The organism is Pseudoalteromonas sp. T1lg22 (genome assembly GCF_002964645.1).
GTDB lineage: Bacteria > Pseudomonadota > Gammaproteobacteria > Enterobacterales > Alteromonadaceae > Pseudoalteromonas.
On sequence record NZ_PQBY01000013.1, the window covers coordinates 419,630 to 437,431 of the forward strand.

Below are 17,802 nucleotides of genomic sequence, written 5' to 3' on the forward strand. Positions count from 1 at the left end.
CTAGCGTTAACTCTTGATCAGTTGCTGTTGCAACAGATGCACCTGGTCACGCACCTGCGCCGCCTTTTCAAACTCCAGGGCTCGGGCAAATTCATGCATCTGCGCTTCTAAGCGGGTGATCTCCTTGGCGATTTGCGTCGCATCCATCACCACCTCAGTATCACCGCCCTTACGTCCCTTGCCTGCCTTACGGGCACCGCTTGGCTGCTGCTTGGGCGTCTCTCCTGTATCCATCACATCGGTAATGCGCTTATTCAGTGCCTGCGGCGTAATGCCGTGCGCTTCATTGTGGGCAATTTGTTTTTCACGACGACGGTCGGTTTCGTCCATGGCCTGGCGCATGGACTTGGTGATCACATCGCCGTACAGAATTGCCTTACCGTTAATATGACGGGCGGCACGACCTATGGTTTGAATCAAGGAGCGAGCAGAGCGTAAAAAACCTTCTTTATCGGCATCGAGAATGGCGACCAGAGACACTTCGGGCATATCCAAGCCTTCACGAAGCAAGTTGATACCCACAAGCACATCAAAGACCCCGGCGCGCAGGTCACGAATAATTTCCATGCGCTCCACAGTGTCTATATCACTGTGCAGATAACGCACCTTAACATCGTGGTCGCTTAAGTAGTCGGTTAAATCCTCTGCCATGCGTTTCGTTAAGGTGGTCACCAAGACGCGCTCGTTTATTTCCACGCGCTGGTAAATTTCCGAGAGCAGATCGTCCACCTGGGTACTGACCGGGCGCACCTCTAGCTGAGGGTCGAGTAAACCGGTGGGACGAATGACCTGCTCGGCCACCTCGCCAGCTGATTTATTCAGCTCATAATCGCCGGGGGTCGCCGATACATAGATGGTTTGCGGCACAATCGCCTCAAACTCTTCAAACTTGAGGGGCCGGTTATCCATGGCCGAAGGCAAACGGAAGCCGTATTCCACCAGGTTTTCTTTGCGCGAGCGGTCGCCGCGGTACATAGCGCCTATCTGCGACACGGTAACATGGGACTCGTCGATGATCATCAGGGAGTCATCGGGCAGATAATCCAATAGGGTTGGCGGCGGCTCGCCGGGGGCGCGCCCAGACAAATAACGGCTGTAGTTTTCAATGCCGGAGCAATAACCGAGCTCTTGCATCATTTCGATATCGTACTGGGTGCGCTGTGACACCCTTTGCTCTTCGACCAGACGATTGTCGTCGAGCAACTGCTGGCGACGTTCTTTAAGCTCGACCTTGATCTTGTCGATAGCGCCTAAAATCTTCTCTCGCGGCGTCACATAGTGGGTTTTTGGATAAATGGTGGCACGTACCAGGTTCTTTTGCACCTGCCCGGTCAGGGGGTCGAACAGGCTAAGACGCTCGATTTCATCATCGAACATTTCCACCCGCACGCCAATATCGTCCGATTCGGCAGGGAAGATATCAATCACCTCACCGCGCACTCTATAGGTGCCGCGACTGAAGTCCATATCGTTGCGGGTGTACTGGAGCTCGGCCAAACGACGCAACATCTGCCTTTGGTCAAGGGTATCGCCAACCTTAAGCAAGAGCATCATTTTCATATAAGAGTCGGGATCGCCCAGACCATAGATGGCCGACACAGAGGCAACGATAATAACATCACGGCGCTCCAACAGGGCCTTGGTGGCCGACAAGCGCATCTGCTCTATATGCTCGTTAATCGATGCGTCTTTTTCGATAAAGGTGTCGCTGGCAACCACATAGGCTTCGGGCTGATAATAATCGTAATAGGAAACGAAATATTCCACCGCATTGTTAGGGAAGAACTCTTTCATTTCCCCATAGAGCTGCGCCGCCAGCGTTTTGTTGTGCGCCATAATAATGGTAGGGCGATTCAAGGTGGCGATAATATTGGCCATAGTAAAGGTTTTACCCGTACCCGTGGCACCTAATAGGGTCTGATGCGCCAGGCCCGATTCCAGGCCCTCTACCAATTGAGCAATGGCGGTGGGTTGGTCGCCACCGGGCGAATAACTCGAATGTAGCTCAAAAACATCTTTCACTATAACACCCCTTGGTTAAACGGTTTGGCGTTCAAGCTCGCGGCTGAACCACAAATAAGCAACGATGGCCGTTAATAAATTACCCACTGCGGCACCGATAAACAAGCCTGTTAAATCGCCAATCAGGCTGCCCAGGTAGGCAATCGGTACGTAAAACACAAACAAACGCACAACACTCAATACCAAAGCATGCATGGGCTTGTGCAGGGCATTAAACGACGAGTTGGTGAGGATTATCACTCCCTGCAAACCGTAAGTCAGAGGCAGAATATAGATAAACAATTTAATCAACTCACGCACCTGTGCCTCAGTGGCAAAGGCACCGGCAATCCAAGGAGCCACCACTATAAGCAGCAAATAAATGGCAAATTGCCAAAACATCACAAACTTCAGGGTTTGCTTATAGGCCTGCTCCACCCTGTCCTTATTGCCGGCGCCAAAGTTTTGGCTGATAAAGGGAGGCAATGTCATAGATAAGGCCAGCACTACTAAAGAGGCAATGGACTCAATCCGACTGCCGACGCCGAAGGCGGCCACCGCGGGGGCACCAAAGTGGGCGACAATGGCGGTCATCACCGCCATGGCTAAGGGGGTAAGCATATTCGCCCCGGCCGCTGGCAAGCCTATTTTAAGGATTTTTCGCGTCGCCACGACGAATGACTGGGTGCGACAACGAATACCAATTAACTGACGATGGACAATAAGAATATATAAAATCGCGGCAACACCGATTAACCAGGAAATGGCACTGGCGATGGCCGCCCCGCGTACGCCCATGGCCTCTATGGGACCAAAACCAAAGATCAAAATAGGGTCGAGCACCGCATTAACCAGCCCAGATGCTCCCATAATCAGACTCGGCGTCTTGGTATCGCCATTAGCACGGAGCACGGCATTACCTATCATAGGCGTTACCAACAACACACTGGCTAAAAACCACACCTGCATATATTCATCTATCAATGGCAGTAACTGCGGCTCGGCGCCCAGTAATAGAAAGATAGGATCACTGCAAAAATAACCCACTAGGGCCAGTATTGTGACTAAGAAGGCCGAAACCATCAGGGCCACCGCACCATCGAAACGGGCTTGCGATTGCTGCCCAGACCCCAAGGCGGTTGCGATAACCGCAGAAGTGCCTATACCTAAACCTATGGCCAGACTGATCAAAGTAAAGGTAACGGGAAAAGTAAAACTAATGGCAGCCAAGGGCTCGGTGCCCAACATACTGATAAAGAAGGTATCAACAAGATTGAAAAGCATTAAAAAGATCATCCCGAAGATCATCGGAATGGTCATTTTGCGTAAGGTTGGCACAATGGGCGCACTGAGGATCATTGCAGGTTCGGCTTTAGCCATAACAACGCTTATTGCTGCTGATACAAGCGCTCTATTCTAAAGCATCGAAGCCTCCCCTTCCATGCTTAATTAGCGCATAAAAAATGTTCATTTTTCGTTGTTCAGCGATATATACAAATGAAACCCGTCAAAAAACAATTAATTTACACCTTTTAAACATCTGCACAAATTAACGCTGTATTTTTGCACAGCAGCGGCGTTATCCCCTCAGTTCTAATTATAAGAATGTCACTTTTTGTAACTTTTAAGTATATATAAATAACCCATTGATAAATATAAGAAATGTTTTTTGCATTTTACCTATTGCTTTCTTCTCAAGTGCTCCTTGTCGCCTATCAATGCTGCATTCCCCCCATTAATAAACAGACTTATCCACAGATTTCGTGGATAAGTTAATCGAAGCCTTTAAATATAAGGGTTTGATCGCTATAGGCAAAAAAGCATTCTTACACTGATAAACCCAGGTTCCATTTTCATTCATTTTTTGGCCTCGCAGAATTTAACTAAGCCTTTGATTGTCCTTTGACGAGCCGAATTATCTATGAAATTACCAGAGGGACAATGCAGGGAAACCCAAACAGGGGTCATTTTTGCCTGCTTAGCAGGCAATTTGAGTGAAAAAACGGCGAACGAGTCGTTTTTTTTATTTTTGCCGATTTTATTAGTTGACACTAGCAGGTGGGGTCATTAATATTTCGCCCCGTTGAGAGACAGGCGCTTCCCCCTTAGCTCAGTTGGTTAGAGCGACGGACTGTTAATCCGCAGGTCCCCCGTTCGAGTCGGGGAGGGGGAGCCAATATCTTTCAACACTAGGTTGTTCCCCCTTAGCTCAGTTGGTTAGAGCGACGGACTGTTAATCCGCAGGTCCCCCGTTCGAGTCGGGGAGGGGGAGCCACATCCTAGTATTATTTTGTTCCCCCTTAGCTCAGTTGGTTAGAGCGACGGACTGTTAATCCGCAGGTCCCCCGTTCGAGTCGGGGAGGGGGAGCCAAAATAACTCCTAAAACCACCCTGATGTTCCAATTTTAAAAACCCCTTCTCTAGACAAGATTTTCCCCATAGACTAATCTCTATTCATAATTATTTTTATTATTCAATACACTAGTAAATATAAATAAACGCCCTGCACTACTACAATCATGTCTCTGTACATTGCCATTCTCATGCTGCTGCATAATAATATGGCCGCAAAAATACAAAGCTAACTTATTGTGGTGCCTGGTAAATAAACATGGATGTAAGTGCACAAAACGCTCGCAGCACCAAGCTGTTGGCGATCGCCTTGTTGTAGCACTGGTGTAATACCAACTCTGTTAAGTATGTGTTCAGAGGTAGCGCTGGATAAATGATGTGATAACAAGACGGAATTTTTCTTATGTAGTTATTCTACCTAGAAAAATTACAACCCTGTGAGCATGATATTTAACCCGCTAGAATGATTAGCTATTTAAGTGACTGGTATAAAGACACTTGGACCACATGCTTCAACTAAATAAAAATAAGGGAAAGGATAAACTACCGTGAAACGATTCACACTACTGCAGTTTACGTTATGGCTGCTGGCTCTAGGCGCCGCTGTAATAGTCAACACAATGCTCTTTCATTCCTATGGCATGCATAAGCAGGAAGCGATGCAGGCACAACTACAACGCTTTTTAGATCTCCAGCCGAGCATGAATGCCGAGCAGGTCAAAGAACAGGCTCCGCTTATGGCTGAGCAGCTTGTCGCCTTGATGCCGGTGCAAAAACTGTGGCTACGCGATAGCAATGGCGAAGTGCTCAGCAGCAAAACTCAGCGCACCGAAGAGAGCTTTATTGCGCAAATGGCCCAGTTCCAGTTTGGCACCCTGCGCAGTCAATTTGCCACAGATCAGAACGCCGAGTTACGGGTAGAGTTTGTCGCCGATATCAAGGACATGGCCCACGCCTTTGAGCAAGGCTTGATCTATTTCGCCCTGCTGATCACCTTTCTCTGCTTTATTCCCATAGCCAGCCTGAAAACCGCATATCGTGGTTATCGCCGTCGTATCGCCGATATCGTCAGTGACATTATCGACCAGTTCATTACCAGCAATAATATGCCAGAGCCGATCAACCGTGCTTTTGCCGATGATAGCTTAAAGCTCAAACTTGCGAATCAAATCTCCCCCGCCCTTAATCGTTTACAGTCCCATCTAGGCCTGCAAATAGAGAATATTGCCAGCTCGGCGCTGGAAATTAAAAAAGAAGCCTATAAGGATGTGATCACCGAGCTGGGTAACCGCAATATGTTTGTGGAGTATTACGAGCGTCATATTGAACATGTCAGCGGTGATTGTTTTGGCTGTATTGCCTTGGTGCGCGGTACCGAATTGCAGCACATTAATCAGAGCAAGGGCTACCAGGAAGGGGATGAGTATATTCGCAGTATTGCCGACATTTTAACGACCGGTATTCGAAATTACGGTTCCGCCACTGTGTTCCGCCTTAATAGCTCGGACTTTGCCGTGGTGTTGCCTAACACGCCTCCCAAAGAAGCGGAGCGCTTTGCAACGCAAATACAGCTCAAATTCAATCAGTATCAAAAAGTGTATAATTTGGCATCGGTCGCCTATACCGGCATAGTGTCTTTTGAACAACATAAGCCACTGGGTGAGTTGCTCGCCAATGTCGATATCGCTATGAGCATAGCGCAAAGCAATCACGCCAACGCCTGGCACATGTTACGCTTGGAAGATATCAGTGACAGTGCTATCCAAGGGACACAAAACTGGCGTAAGATGATCAATGAGCTGCTTGAAAAACAGTCTGTTAAACTGGCCATTCAACCCATTATCCCTCTTGGTAAAAGCAGCGTGGCCTACTCTGAAATTCAGGCCGTTTTCGCGATGAGGAAGATCATATCCTACCGACCTCCTCCTTTATGGCCATGGCCGATCAACTGGGTAAGTCGGTCGAGCTTGACCAGATGATTATCGACCACGCATTGAATGCAATAAAGAATCAAAACCTCACCGCCCAATATTTTGGTATTAACGTCTCTGCTGCCAGTGCTCATGACGATAAGTTTATGATCTGGTTAGAGCGCCGCCTTATTAAAGAAGGCGATTTCGCCCAGCGCCTGGTGTTTGAAATATCGGAATTAGGTTTACAGCAGGATATCACCGCCAGTAAACGTTTTATCAGCATGCTGCATCGTTGTGGTTCCCGCCTGACGGTAGAGAGATTCGGTGTTGGCCTGACCTCGTTTAAGTTTTTCCGCGAGATCAAACCCGACTATATCAAGATGGACGCCAGCTATACCCGCGGCCTGGAAGACGACAAGAACAACCAGTACTTTATGCGTCTTATGGTCGACCTGGCGCACCGTATTGGCGTGCGCGTCTTTGCCGAGGGCGTAGAAAGCCTGGAAGAAAAGCAGATTATCGAACAACTTTGTCTCGATGGTGCCCAAGGCTACTTTATCGAAAAGCCGAAAGAGCTGTTATAACACAGTGACGAGTTCCCGGGTCAGCCCCCGGGGACTTCCTTTATCGGCTTACCTACACATATCACCCCACGCCCTAACATAATCACTGCCATCGTGCGCACTTGCAGCCGCACTTACACAGCTCCCGATCAGGATGACTCCTGAGCACTAATAGTTTCTATTGAAACAACGCACCCGTTAACAACAAAACGAACCCGAATATTGTTATTGATATTTATTTTCATTATCATTTGCACAATCATTTAATAATAAAGGTAATCTCCGTGCGTTTTTCACTTTCTCTTTTGACCATAGCCCTTAGCGCTCCCCTGTTTGCCGAGCAAACAACTCAAGACCTAGAACATATCATAGTCACTGGCAGCCGTGTGGTGGAGAATATTGACGAAGTGCCCGCGTCGGTGACTGTGATCACCCGTGAACAAATACAGGCCCAGCTCAAGGTCAGTCCCGAGTTACAAAACCTGCTCGAAGTACTGGTGCCGGGCATGGCGCCAAGCACCAATAGCTCAAGTAATACCGGACAGACCCTGCGCGGTCGTGCGCCGTTAATCATGATTGATGGCGTGCCGCAATCAACACCACTGCGTAATGGCTCTTTGGGAATTCGCAGCCTGGACCCAAGCGTGCTGGAGCGTATTGAGGTGATCAAAGGCGCGACTTCGGTCTATGGTAATGGCGCCGCCGGTGGAGTGATTAACTACATCACCAAAAAACCAAGCAACAGCAATGACTTTTCCGCCACGGTTGATGCCTCTACCCGTTTTAGTGCCGTTAAAAGCGACGAAACGCTGGGTGCACGAGTGGAAGGCTCAATCAATGGCCGCATGGATAAGTTCTCATATCTGGCCACCCTGAGCTATGAGGAAAATGGCGTAAAACGTGACGCCGAGGGCGACATTCTTGGTCTGCAATACGGACTGAGCGATGTAGAAACCGCAAACTACTTCACCAAATTAGGCTATGATCTCGACGCCGAAAAGTCCCTGTCATTAACCTATAACTATTACAAATCCCAACAAAAAACCGATCTTGGCGATGTCTTTGGCAATATCAATCAAGGCGATAAGTCCTACGCCATTCACGTACCCGCAGAGCAACAAAAACAAGGTCGCCCGCAAGGACCAAGCGGCAATACCAATATAATGCTCAAATATACGGATAGCGAGGTGTTTGCTTATACCGCACTGACCGTCGACTTATACGCCCAAGACATTGAAAATGTCTTCTTCTATTCACCCAATCTAGCCAATCCAAGCGCCGGATATGATGGCGGTCAGTCAATTATCGCCTCGGAAAAAGAAGGGTTGCGGGCCACCTTTAACAGCCAGTTCGACCTGCAAGGTACCGAAGCCACCTTTATTTATGGAGTTGACTTACTTCATGACGTTACCTCACAGCCCTTGGTCGATGGCCGGGTTTGGGTGCCGGAAATGGACATGAGTAACCTTGCCGGCTTTATCCAAAGCAAATGGGTTATTGATGACCATTATGTGATTAAAGCCGGTGTGCGTCATGAAGATATCGACCTGGAGGTGGACGATTATCGCACGTTAGAGCTGTGTCGCAGCGAAACTCAGTGCTCGGTGCCCATCGATGTCAAAGGAGATACCCTGAATTACACCGCCACCACCTACAATGTCGGCGTTAAGTACAATGCTTTCGAGACCTTCAGCCCCTTTATCAGCTATTCACAAGGCGCCGATATCTCGGATATTGGCCTTTTACTGCGCACTGCCACGGTTGACGATATCGCGCTTATTCGCACCGAGGCCTCAGTGATCGATAACTATGAGCTTGGTTTCACCTCGGTGCTTGATGGGCTGCGCCTAGAAGGCTCCTTGTATCGCAGTACTTCGGAGTTAGGTACCACCAACAGCTTCGACGAAACCACCGGTGTCTATATGCCGGTACGTGCACCACAAAAGATTTGGGGCTATGAGCTACTGGCGGACTACCGCTTTAACCCGGCCTGGCGCACCACGTTGACCTACGCCTATGTGGAGGGTAAGAACACCGAGGACGATATTTACCTTGGCGCCAAACAGATCAGCCCACCAAAAACCACCGCGAACCTGCAGTGGCAACCAAGTCGCGAGACAGGTTTAAGCCTGACCTTGCTGTATGTGGGCAACCGCAAGCGTTTTGAACCCAATGCCGATGGCAACTATGTGGGCGATCAGGGCCCGGTGAACGATTACCTGGTCGTCAATCTCAGTGGTCAGCATCAGTTTACCGAGCAGCTCAATGGGTACTTTGGCGTTGAAAACCTCTTTAATCGCGACTACTACCCTGCCCGCGCCCAGGCCTATACCTATGGTGGCTATAACATTAAAGGCTTAGGCACCAGCATAACCGCCGGTGTGAAGTATCAGTTCTAAGCCCGATTAGACCCCCACTTTGTTGGTCAACAAACTGAGCAACAAGGTGGGCTTTCATTGCCAAATTATGGCGGCGTTTATGCATAAACCCTAACGGCAAATATAAATTGGAATGCGAATAAGTTACAATTGTAACCACCTGATTTATAATGAAAATATTTGATTTATTGGCAAGATAGACTACACTTGTTCCATCAATGCACAACGAGGCCGTGGCAAATGCAAGGTAAACAAAGAGTTATCGATAGCTTCAATAAACTGCTGGCAAATGAGCTCGCCGCAATCGATCAATATTTCATCCATTCACGCATGTATGAAGACTGGGGTTTGAATAAACTTTATGAACGTCTTGAGCATGAGCGTGAAGAAGAAACCCAACACGCCGACTGGCTAATCAAACGCATTCTGTTCTTAGAAGGCGTGCCCGATATGACCAAGCGTCGCGATCTGCTCGTAGGTACCAATGTTAAAGACATGATGGCCAATGATCTAAAGCTTGAGCTTGAAGTAGTGCAATGCGTCAAAGAAACCATCAAAATTTGCGAAGAAGAGCAGGATTATCAGTCTCGTGAAGTACTGGAAAAACTCTTGTTCGACACCGAAGAAGACCATGTTTACTGGCTTGAACAACAACTGGGTCTTATCGATAAAATTGGTCTGCAAAACTATCAACAATCGCAAATGGGCGATGCCGAGGTATCATAATGAAAGGTGATATGGACGTAATACGCGCGCTAAATAAGGTATTGGCCAATGAGCTGGTTGGCATAAACCAATATTTTCTCCACGCCCGTATGTTTAAAGACTTCGGCTTTAGCAAGCTAGATAAGGCTGATTACAAGGTTTCAATTCAAAAAATGAAAAACGCCGACAGATTGATTGAGCGTATTTTATTTTTAGAAGGCCTGCCTAATTTACAAGACTTGGGCCGCCTGCGTATCGGTGAAGATGCCGAGGAGATGATTACCGCCAATATGCACTTTGAAACAGAGTCGTTAAAAGACCTGCAAGCAGCAATTAAACTGGCGGAAGAGCGCCTTGACTATATCAGCCGTGAAGCTCTTGATGCCATACAGCATGAGCAGGAAGAGCAGATTGATTGGCTGGAAACTCAGCAGCACCTGATCAAGGTCACCGGAATAGAGAACTACCTGCAATCGCAGATGTAATTCACCTAAAAAAGCCGCTGTTACAGCGGCTTTTTTGTGTCCATATTTACTAGCTACAGCAAAAGCTTTGCTAGAGCACGCCCTCAATGGGCAATAAGGACATCAGCCACACGCTAAAGCGCTGCCACCGGCTGGTATCTGGCTCATGATGGTAAATCTTATCGCTGTCTACCCCCTGCCATTGCAGCTCACCTTCTTCATCCAGGCTTAATCGCCAGGCAAATTTCGGCATATCGTTTTCCACCCAACGACGCAGTAAGCGATTAAACCGAGGCGATGTGATCACCAACCCCTGCTCGGTATTAAGATTGAAAGAACGGGGATCCAAATTCAAAGAGCCAATAAAAACCTGCTCGTGGTCAAAGGCCATGGTTTTGGCGTGTAAGCTGGCGGCGGAAGAGCCGGTAAAGCTTTTTATCTTAATTTTCTTCGGGGTTACCTCGAAGTTACGTTTCAGCTCCCAGAGGTTGACGCCCATGGCCAATAACTCCTTGCGATAACCGGCATACCCGGCGTGCACCACGGGCACATCGGTGGCGGACAGGGAGTTGGTTAGAATAGTGATCTTCACCCCCTGCTCGGCCCAGCGCCGCAATAGGGCCATGCCCGGCTCTCGCGGTACAAAATACGGGGAGATAATAATCGCTTGCTGTTTGGGTACGCCCAAGGCACGGATCATTTTAGGTGCCATATGGGTGCTGGTATTGCTACTGTCGGTTAGCAGTTTGTTGGGATCATCGACATATAAATAGCCCAGTGCCCAATCGAGGTTCAACTTACCGCGGCGCAACGACTGCACCAGATCCGACTCTTTTACCCGCTGTACATAGGGGCTGCTGTCGCTGTACTCACGGCTGACAAAATAAGCCAGCTTGCCCTTGAGGGTATCCAAGTGGCTGTCGTCGACCTCGGTGAATAGCTTGTCGATATCCTCAGCTAAGGGGTGGTTCCAATACAAATCAAACGCCTGGGTAGCCTTTTCGACCACCGGGCCAATGCTGAGCACATCCAAATCAACAAACTGGGAATTATCTTCTCCCGAGAAGTAAGCATTGCCGATATTGCGACCACCGGTAATAAACACCTGGCTGTCGACGATAAAGCTCTTGTTGTGCATACGTCGCGACACCCGTGAATAATCGGTAATAAAACTAAGAAAACGCAGCTTACGGTGATTAAGGGGATTAAACAGGCGGACTTCTATATTGTCGTGGCGTGCCAAGGCGGCCAAGTCGCGTTCCGATTCGGCCTGTGACATATCGTCGAGCAGGATACGCACCCTGACGCCGCGCTCCGCCGCCTTTAACAGGTAGGCACTGAGCACCTTGCCGGTTTCCTGGCGGTGATACAAATAATATTGAACATCGATGGAGGTTTGTGCGACTTCGGCTAAGGCGATACGGGCTGCGAAGGCATCCAGGCCATCGATCAAGGGATAAAAGCCAGATAAGTCGGCATTGGGTTGTTGTTCAAAAAACGTATTTAGCAAGTCAGCATCCTCACTGGGTAATGCATAACTGGCTGGACGTTCGGGCATAGATTCGAAGTCTGACACCGAGCTACAGCCAATCAAATACCATGTGCATAGCGAGATAAGCAGGATTCGGAGATGAGTTTTTGCGTGCATGAGCCCTGGCCGTTCGCCATCATCATGCTACTCAATATAACAAAAACAGGGAGATATAACAGAAATTAGCTAAATTTGCTGGTGATTAGGCCACTTCGTCGGTGACATCGACGATATCGATAAGCTTTTGATTAAGGATCTTTTTGGCACAGTTACAACATTTGCCGCACTGAGAGCCGACCTTAAGCTCGGAGCTAAGATCACGCATAGAACGAGCACCTTGATCGATTGCTTGTTCAATTTTCTTATCGGACACACCATGACAAAGACAGATATACACGAATAAAAACCACTCTCAGTTAGATTATGCCGCCAATTTTAATCTAAACGAAAATAGTTATCAATAAAAATATTGATTGATTGTCATCCAGCTGTTTTGCTTAACATTTGATCAAAAAAGTCATTCCACCAGAGCGGGCTGACGTTTTATTTTATCAAGGCCAATATGTCGCGAAACTGCGGGTGGCGACAGCTATTCATCCAGGCGAAGATGGCGGTTTCCGAAGAACAAATTTGTGCCCCGTTGTGGCGCAGTTGCGCCAAGGCCAGCGCCTTATTTTCCGGGTCGCGCGAACACACAGCATCGGCCAACACAGTTACCTGATAGCCTCTGGCGAGCAGTTCATTGGCGCTATGGTACACGCATACATGACTTTCCATGCCGCATAAATACAGGTGGGATTCTCCCAAGGGCTCGAGGGCGGCAATAAAGGCTTCACTTTGCACCGCACTAAAGGTGTCCTTGGCCACCACCTTGGCGCTGGGAGTAACCAGACAAGGATCAGTAGCCCCCAAACCCTGTGGGTTTTGCTCGGTAATTATATGCGCCAATTCAAGTTTAGTGGCCACCTGGCTCAGCAAGTCGACACGGGCGCACACCTGCTGATAGTCGGCCATCGCTGGGGCTAAGCGAAGCTGCATGTCGATAACAATAAGTGCGGGTGCAGATTCTGGGTTGGGCGAGAGCTGGGGCATGTGGTCTTCCTTGAGCTAATAAGTTGCTTCAATGTTAACCATAGATTCGGGTTTTTTAGAAGCGAAATTATAAAGATATGGTGACCACGGACACTTCTATGCTAGATTTACAAATTATTATGTTAATTCCCTGTTGATGGCCTAGTTCAGTTTTGGGGATGCCGCCTACTAGGTGGGTTTCAGCGCCTTATTGGAGTCAAGAATTGCGTCGCTATATCAGTTTGTTGCTCAACGCATTACTTAGCTTTTTAGTCTTCCTTTGCAGCGCCAATGTCGTTTTCGCCACCCCGGTCAACTATGGCTATCAGTTACAACGTCTCTCAACCGAAGAAGGGTTAAGCCAAGGCACGGTCAATGCCATAGCTCAAGACGAGTTTGGCTACCTTTGGTTTGCCACCGACCGCGGCCTGAACCGCTACGACGGCTATCAACTGAACCTCTTTAAAAGTGGCGATCCCGCCCTGGCCAGCGATGCTATTTTAACAATTGCGCCCTTGAAAAACGGCAACTTCCTCGTCTCCGCTCAGCTCAATGGCCTGTTTTTAGTCAACCCGGCCACCCTAAACTCACAACAATTGATCAATAATCCGCTGTCCGAAGTCGATGCAAAATACGCCACTGTGTGGGCTATCAGCCAGGATAATAGTAACCAGGATATTGTCTGGTTGGGTATTAATCATCAGGTCTACAAATACAGTCTGAATCGGCGGACCCTGGAGCTGGTGTTTACTCTGGACAACCGCACCCATATGATACGCGCCCTGCTGCCTCATGATAACGCCTTGTATATTGGCACCTCAGACGGCCTGTTTCGTTATCACAATGGTACCAGCTCGGCATTGACTCATTTACCCAAAGAGCAAGTAAGCAACGATCAGCGAAATATCAAATTCTTGCAGTGGGATAACGAATTTGGCCTCTTAGTCGGCACGGTAGAAGGCCTGTACCGGCACAATCTCGACACTGAGAAGCCAGTTATAGAAACCCTGATCGAGCATCATAATATTTGGTCGATGCAGCGCTACGGCGCAGTGGATTTCGTCGCCACTGGAGACGGTCTGCTGCAATTTGATCGGCAAACTCGGCAGACGCTCAATTTAATTCGTTTTAGCGACTCTCGCTATGCGGTCAACGACAACACCATAATGACTATGTTTCGCGATAAAAGCGGCATGCTCTGGCTCGGCTCGCAAGCCCAGGGAGTGTTTTCCTGGTCGCCTTTGGCCATGCGCTTTAAGCAAAAGGCTCTGCCCACCGGCCAATACCAGCACGGTCATGCCGCCTGGGCCATTTACGAGCAGGACAATGGCACCTTGTGGGTTGGCAGCGGTAATGGCCTAAATAAAATCCCTAAGGATGGGCCAAGCAGTACCTTTTTAAGTGTCGATGATAAAAAAATGGCCCAGGGCCAACAAACCGTCTATCAATTACTGCCGGCCACGCATATTGACAACAGCCTGTGGGTCGAGGCCATCCAGGGCATAGCCCTGCTTGATATGGATACCGACCGCCTGAGTTATCCCCTGGTAAATGCCGCTCATCCGTTAGAGTTCGATGCCAATAACGTTCACTGGGGACTGTATCAACTTGCCAACGGCACCGCCTATTTTATTGCCGAGTCGGGATTCTATCGTTTCGACCCGAGCAGCAATACCATAGAGGCACTGCCGTCAATCGAACAAACGCTGCAGCCCGAGCACGCCTCGCATTTTCTGGCGCCATTGCCTACCCATAAAGATGATCCGCTGCTGAGTTATGGCGGTGGTTTATATCGTTATGACGTCGACAACGACAGCCTGCAGCCCATTTACCAGCCACAACACCCAAGCGCTCAGTCAAACAATTTAGTCGATTCCTGGACCTTGGATCAGAATAACAGTTTGTGGCTCAGCGTAGACGGTGAGGGCGTGGTCGCCCTGGACTTGGAAACCCTGGAAGAGCGTGACCGCATAGGTCCGGCGCAAGGCCTGCAAAGTCTGAGCGTGTTTACCCCGGTGCTGGATAACTTCGGTTTCCTGTGGTTTGGCTCTAATAATGGCTTATATCGCTATAACATCAACAGCGGTCACCTGCGCCACTTTAGCGTCAAAGACGGCCTCTCAGCGGCAGAATTCAACGGCTACTCCGCAGCCAAGCTGGCCAGCGGCGAGCTCGCCTTTGGCACGGTTAAAGGCCTGCTTATTGTCGACCCCGCCGACTTTATTAACAGCAATAATCATTATATTGCCCCGGCGCCGCAAATTACCGACATTAACCTGCTCTCGCGGCCTCTGGGCTATACGCCGAGCAAATATGCCAACAGCCCGTTAAAGTTACAACATGACGATCTTGGCCTGACCATTTCTTTTTCCAGCTTCGATTATATTCATCGCGATCAGGTGCGCTATAAAATCAGTCTCAGCGGCGCCAGCGAATTTAAGTACCCCAACTACGCCAGTAACAATTTACAGTTCGCCACCCTGAATCCCGGCGCGCATCAGCTCAGTATTAGCGCCTTCGACCCTGTGTCGGGGAAATGGTCCCGCACCCTGCATATGGGCATTGAAGTGGCTTATGCCCCCTGGCGCTCACCGCTGGCGCTCACCCTCTATATCGTTATCAGCGTTCTGCTCCTTGGCAGTTGGATGCTCTGGCTAAGACGCCAGCAACGCCGCCTGCACCATGCCCATGGCAAGTTGCTGGCTTCACAGCAACAAACGGACTTGGCACTGCAAAGCTCCAACAGCGGCATCTGGCACTACCGGGTTAAGCAACGACGCTTTATGCAGCGTCGCTTAGCAGCGGAGTTAGGTTATAGAAGTACTTATAATCAGTGCTCTTTTGAGCAATATATGGACTTGATCCATCCTCAGGATGTCGACCGTTATCGCCTGAACTGGAAGCGCTTTTTAAACCAGGGCGAGCAGGCCACCTGGGATTTCACCTACCGCTTATGCCATAAACAAGGCACCTGGCACTGGTATCACGAGGTGGGACGCATTACCGAATACGATGCCAATGGCCAACCCAAGGAAGTATCGGGGATCTACACCAATATCACAGATGCCAAGGCATCGGCGCAACAAGCCACTGTGCTCGGTGAAGCCATAGGACAGATCAGCGATTGGCTGTTAATTTTAGACGAGCACCTGCAACCGTTTTCTGCCAATGACAGTTTTTTACGGGCATTTTCCGACCCCGACAGCCCAGGACTCAGCATACAGCCTTTTGTTCGTGCCCTTGGCAAACAAAAGTTCCAACGCTATATGGAGCTGATCGGCCAATTGGCGGCAGGCGATAACTGGCGTATCGAAGAGAAGATCCGCACCAAGCACGATATTCGTCACCCGGTACAGATAAGCGTGACCGCCGTGTGTCGCGACAAGCAAGAAGAGAGCGACGAGATCAGCTACTATGTGGTGGTGATCACCGACTTGACCGAGCAAAAGCGCGCCGAAGACGAGTTGCGCTACCTGGCCAATTACGATCCCCTTACCGGCTTGCCGAATCGCACCATGATGCGCGGCAAAATCGCCCAGGCCATAGACTACGCCAAAGAAAACTCATCCCTGTTGGCCCTGCTGTTTATCGACCTGGATAAATTTAAGCCGGTGAATGATTCCTTCGGTCATGCGGTGGGCGATCAGGTACTTTGTTGCATCTGCGAGCGCATCAGTGAGCAACTCGATGATAATTCACTGCTGGCGCGCCAAAGCGGCGACGAATTCCTACTCCTGATTGAGCAGGTGCAATCGCCGCAGGTGCTCAGTGAGCTATCCGAGCTCCTGGCGAAAACCTTGGAAAAGCCGATTAAAATCGGCAATATCACCATCAATATTTCCGTCAGTATAGGTATCGCCCTGTCGCCTTTTGATGCCGATAACGCCGAAGACCTGATCCGTAACGCCGATATGGCGATGATCTACGCCAAAAATGCCGGCCGCAACGGCTATAAGTTCTTCACCGAGCAGATGAACAATCGCATCACCCATAAACTGATGTTGGAAAATGCCCTGCAGGATGCCTATCGCGACGAACTGCTGACAAACCATTATCAGCCCATAGTGCATATTCATCAAAAGCGTATTGTTGGCGTGGAGTTGTTGCTGCGGTGGCAAAGTGAAGGCCAGTTTATATCGCCCACCGAGTTTATTCCTGTGGCCGAGGAAATCGGCCTGATCGATGCCATTACCGAGCAGGCCCTGCACCGCGCCCTGCGCGAGCTGAAACAATGGTTTAGCACCTATGACGATTTCTATCTGTCGGTGAACCTCTCACCCATACATATTTTGAAATCCAACCTCACCGAGCGATTGGTGGATATTCTCGCCATGCATGATGTCAGCCCGGGGCAATTGCGCCTGGAGATCACCGAAAGCACGCTATTGGACGATAAGGCCAAGGCCGCGGCTCAGCTTAATAAATTACGCGCCGCCGGCTTAAAGCTCTTCTTAGATGATTTTGGCACCGGCTACTCGTCGCTGACCTATCTCAATCAGTTCCCCATCGATGTGATCAAGATAGACCAAAGCTTTGTGCGCCAAATTGGTATCAACCCCACCAACGAAGCCATTATCCGTACCATACATAATCTCGCCGGCAGCCTGGGTCTGTATTGTATTGCCGAAGGGGTGGAAACGCGGGAGCAGATCTTCTTCTTAAATAAGCTGGGCTGTCATCACTTACAGGGCTTCTTCTTCGCCAAGCCGTGCGATGCGACCACCTTGGCAGCCAAGTATTACCTGGAAAAAACCCTGAAAAAGATGAACAGCCTTTAGGTCGGGATTTGCCGCAATGTCTGAGTCGGGATTCTATACCGACAAA

At 49.2% G+C, this 17,802-nt stretch carries 11 protein-coding genes and 3 tRNA genes; 9 read left to right on the forward strand and 5 right to left on the reverse strand.

The window, feature by feature from the left end; genetic code table 11:
- Positions 1–6: 6 nt before the first annotated feature.
- On the reverse strand, positions 7–2,022 hold the full coding sequence (gene uvrB / locus C2M24_RS08990; RefSeq protein ID WP_105214331.1) for an excinuclease ABC subunit UvrB: 2,016 nt from the start codon (positions 2,020–2,022) through the stop codon (positions 7–9).
- Positions 2,023–2,037: 15 nt separating this feature from the next.
- Complete coding sequence (locus C2M24_RS08995; protein ID WP_105214333.1) at positions 2,038–3,381, reverse strand: MATE family efflux transporter; 1,344 nt, start codon at positions 3,379–3,381, stop codon at positions 2,038–2,040.
- Between the two features lie 719 nt (positions 3,382–4,100).
- On the opposite strand from C2M24_RS08995, the gene C2M24_RS09000 reads away from it, so the two are divergent.
- The 8 genes from C2M24_RS09000 (at position 4,101) to bfr (C2M24_RS09035) (ending at position 10,397) form a co-directional block, all read left to right on the forward strand.
- Positions 4,101–4,177, forward strand: a tRNA-Asn gene (locus C2M24_RS09000).
- 22 nt (positions 4,178–4,199) lie between these two features.
- Positions 4,200–4,276 (forward strand) — tRNA-Asn (locus C2M24_RS09005).
- Between the two features lie 19 nt (positions 4,277–4,295).
- Positions 4,296–4,372, forward strand: a tRNA-Asn gene (locus tag C2M24_RS09010).
- 529 nt (positions 4,373–4,901) lie between these two features.
- Complete coding sequence (locus tag C2M24_RS09015; RefSeq protein WP_158683739.1) at positions 4,902–6,332, forward strand: GGDEF domain-containing protein; 1,431 nt, start codon at positions 4,902–4,904, stop codon at positions 6,330–6,332.
- On the forward strand, positions 6,284–6,850 hold the full coding sequence (locus C2M24_RS09020; RefSeq protein ID WP_105214337.1) for an EAL domain-containing protein: 567 nt from the start codon (positions 6,284–6,286) through the stop codon (positions 6,848–6,850). Before C2M24_RS09015 ends, C2M24_RS09020 begins: the two co-directional genes overlap by 49 nt.
- Positions 6,851–7,113: 263 nt before the next feature.
- Entirely contained in the window at positions 7,114–9,228 is a 2,115-nt protein-coding gene (locus C2M24_RS09025) for a TonB-dependent receptor (protein ID WP_105214339.1), read from the forward strand.
- A gap of 219 nt (positions 9,229–9,447) precedes the next feature.
- The gene (bfr, locus tag C2M24_RS09030) at positions 9,448–9,933 is read left to right on the forward strand and encodes a bacterioferritin (RefSeq protein ID WP_105201562.1); all 486 of its coding nucleotides are present in this window, start codon (positions 9,448–9,450) and stop codon (positions 9,931–9,933) included.
- Entirely contained in the window at positions 9,933–10,397 is a 465-nt protein-coding gene (gene bfr, locus C2M24_RS09035) for a bacterioferritin (RefSeq protein WP_105214341.1), read from the forward strand. Before bfr (C2M24_RS09030) ends, bfr (C2M24_RS09035) begins: the two co-directional genes overlap by 1 nt.
- Before the next feature lie 70 nt (positions 10,398–10,467).
- Here the strand turns inward: bfr (C2M24_RS09035) and C2M24_RS09040 are convergent, their stop codons facing one another.
- From C2M24_RS09040 to C2M24_RS09050, 3 genes are all read right to left on the reverse strand, one after another.
- Positions 10,468–11,934 carry a phospholipase D family protein gene (locus C2M24_RS09040; protein WP_158684047.1) on the reverse strand — a complete coding sequence of 489 codons (1,467 nt, stop codon included), beginning with the start codon at positions 11,932–11,934 and terminating at the stop codon, positions 10,468–10,470.
- A 175-nt stretch (positions 11,935–12,109) separates the two neighbouring features.
- The gene (locus C2M24_RS09045; protein WP_105189134.1) at positions 12,110–12,304 is read right to left on the reverse strand and encodes a (2Fe-2S)-binding protein; all 195 of its coding nucleotides are present in this window, start codon (positions 12,302–12,304) and stop codon (positions 12,110–12,112) included.
- A 146-nt stretch (positions 12,305–12,450) separates the two neighbouring features.
- On the reverse strand, positions 12,451–12,999 hold the full coding sequence (locus C2M24_RS09050; protein WP_105214343.1) for an isochorismatase family protein: 549 nt from the start codon (positions 12,997–12,999) through the stop codon (positions 12,451–12,453).
- Positions 13,000–13,202: 203 nt separating this feature from the next.
- Here C2M24_RS09050 and C2M24_RS09055 point away from each other — a divergent pair, with 203 nt between their 5' ends.
- Entirely contained in the window at positions 13,203–17,756 is a 4,554-nt protein-coding gene (locus C2M24_RS09055) for an EAL domain-containing protein (RefSeq protein WP_158683740.1), read from the forward strand.
- Positions 17,757–17,802 lie beyond the last annotated feature (46 nt).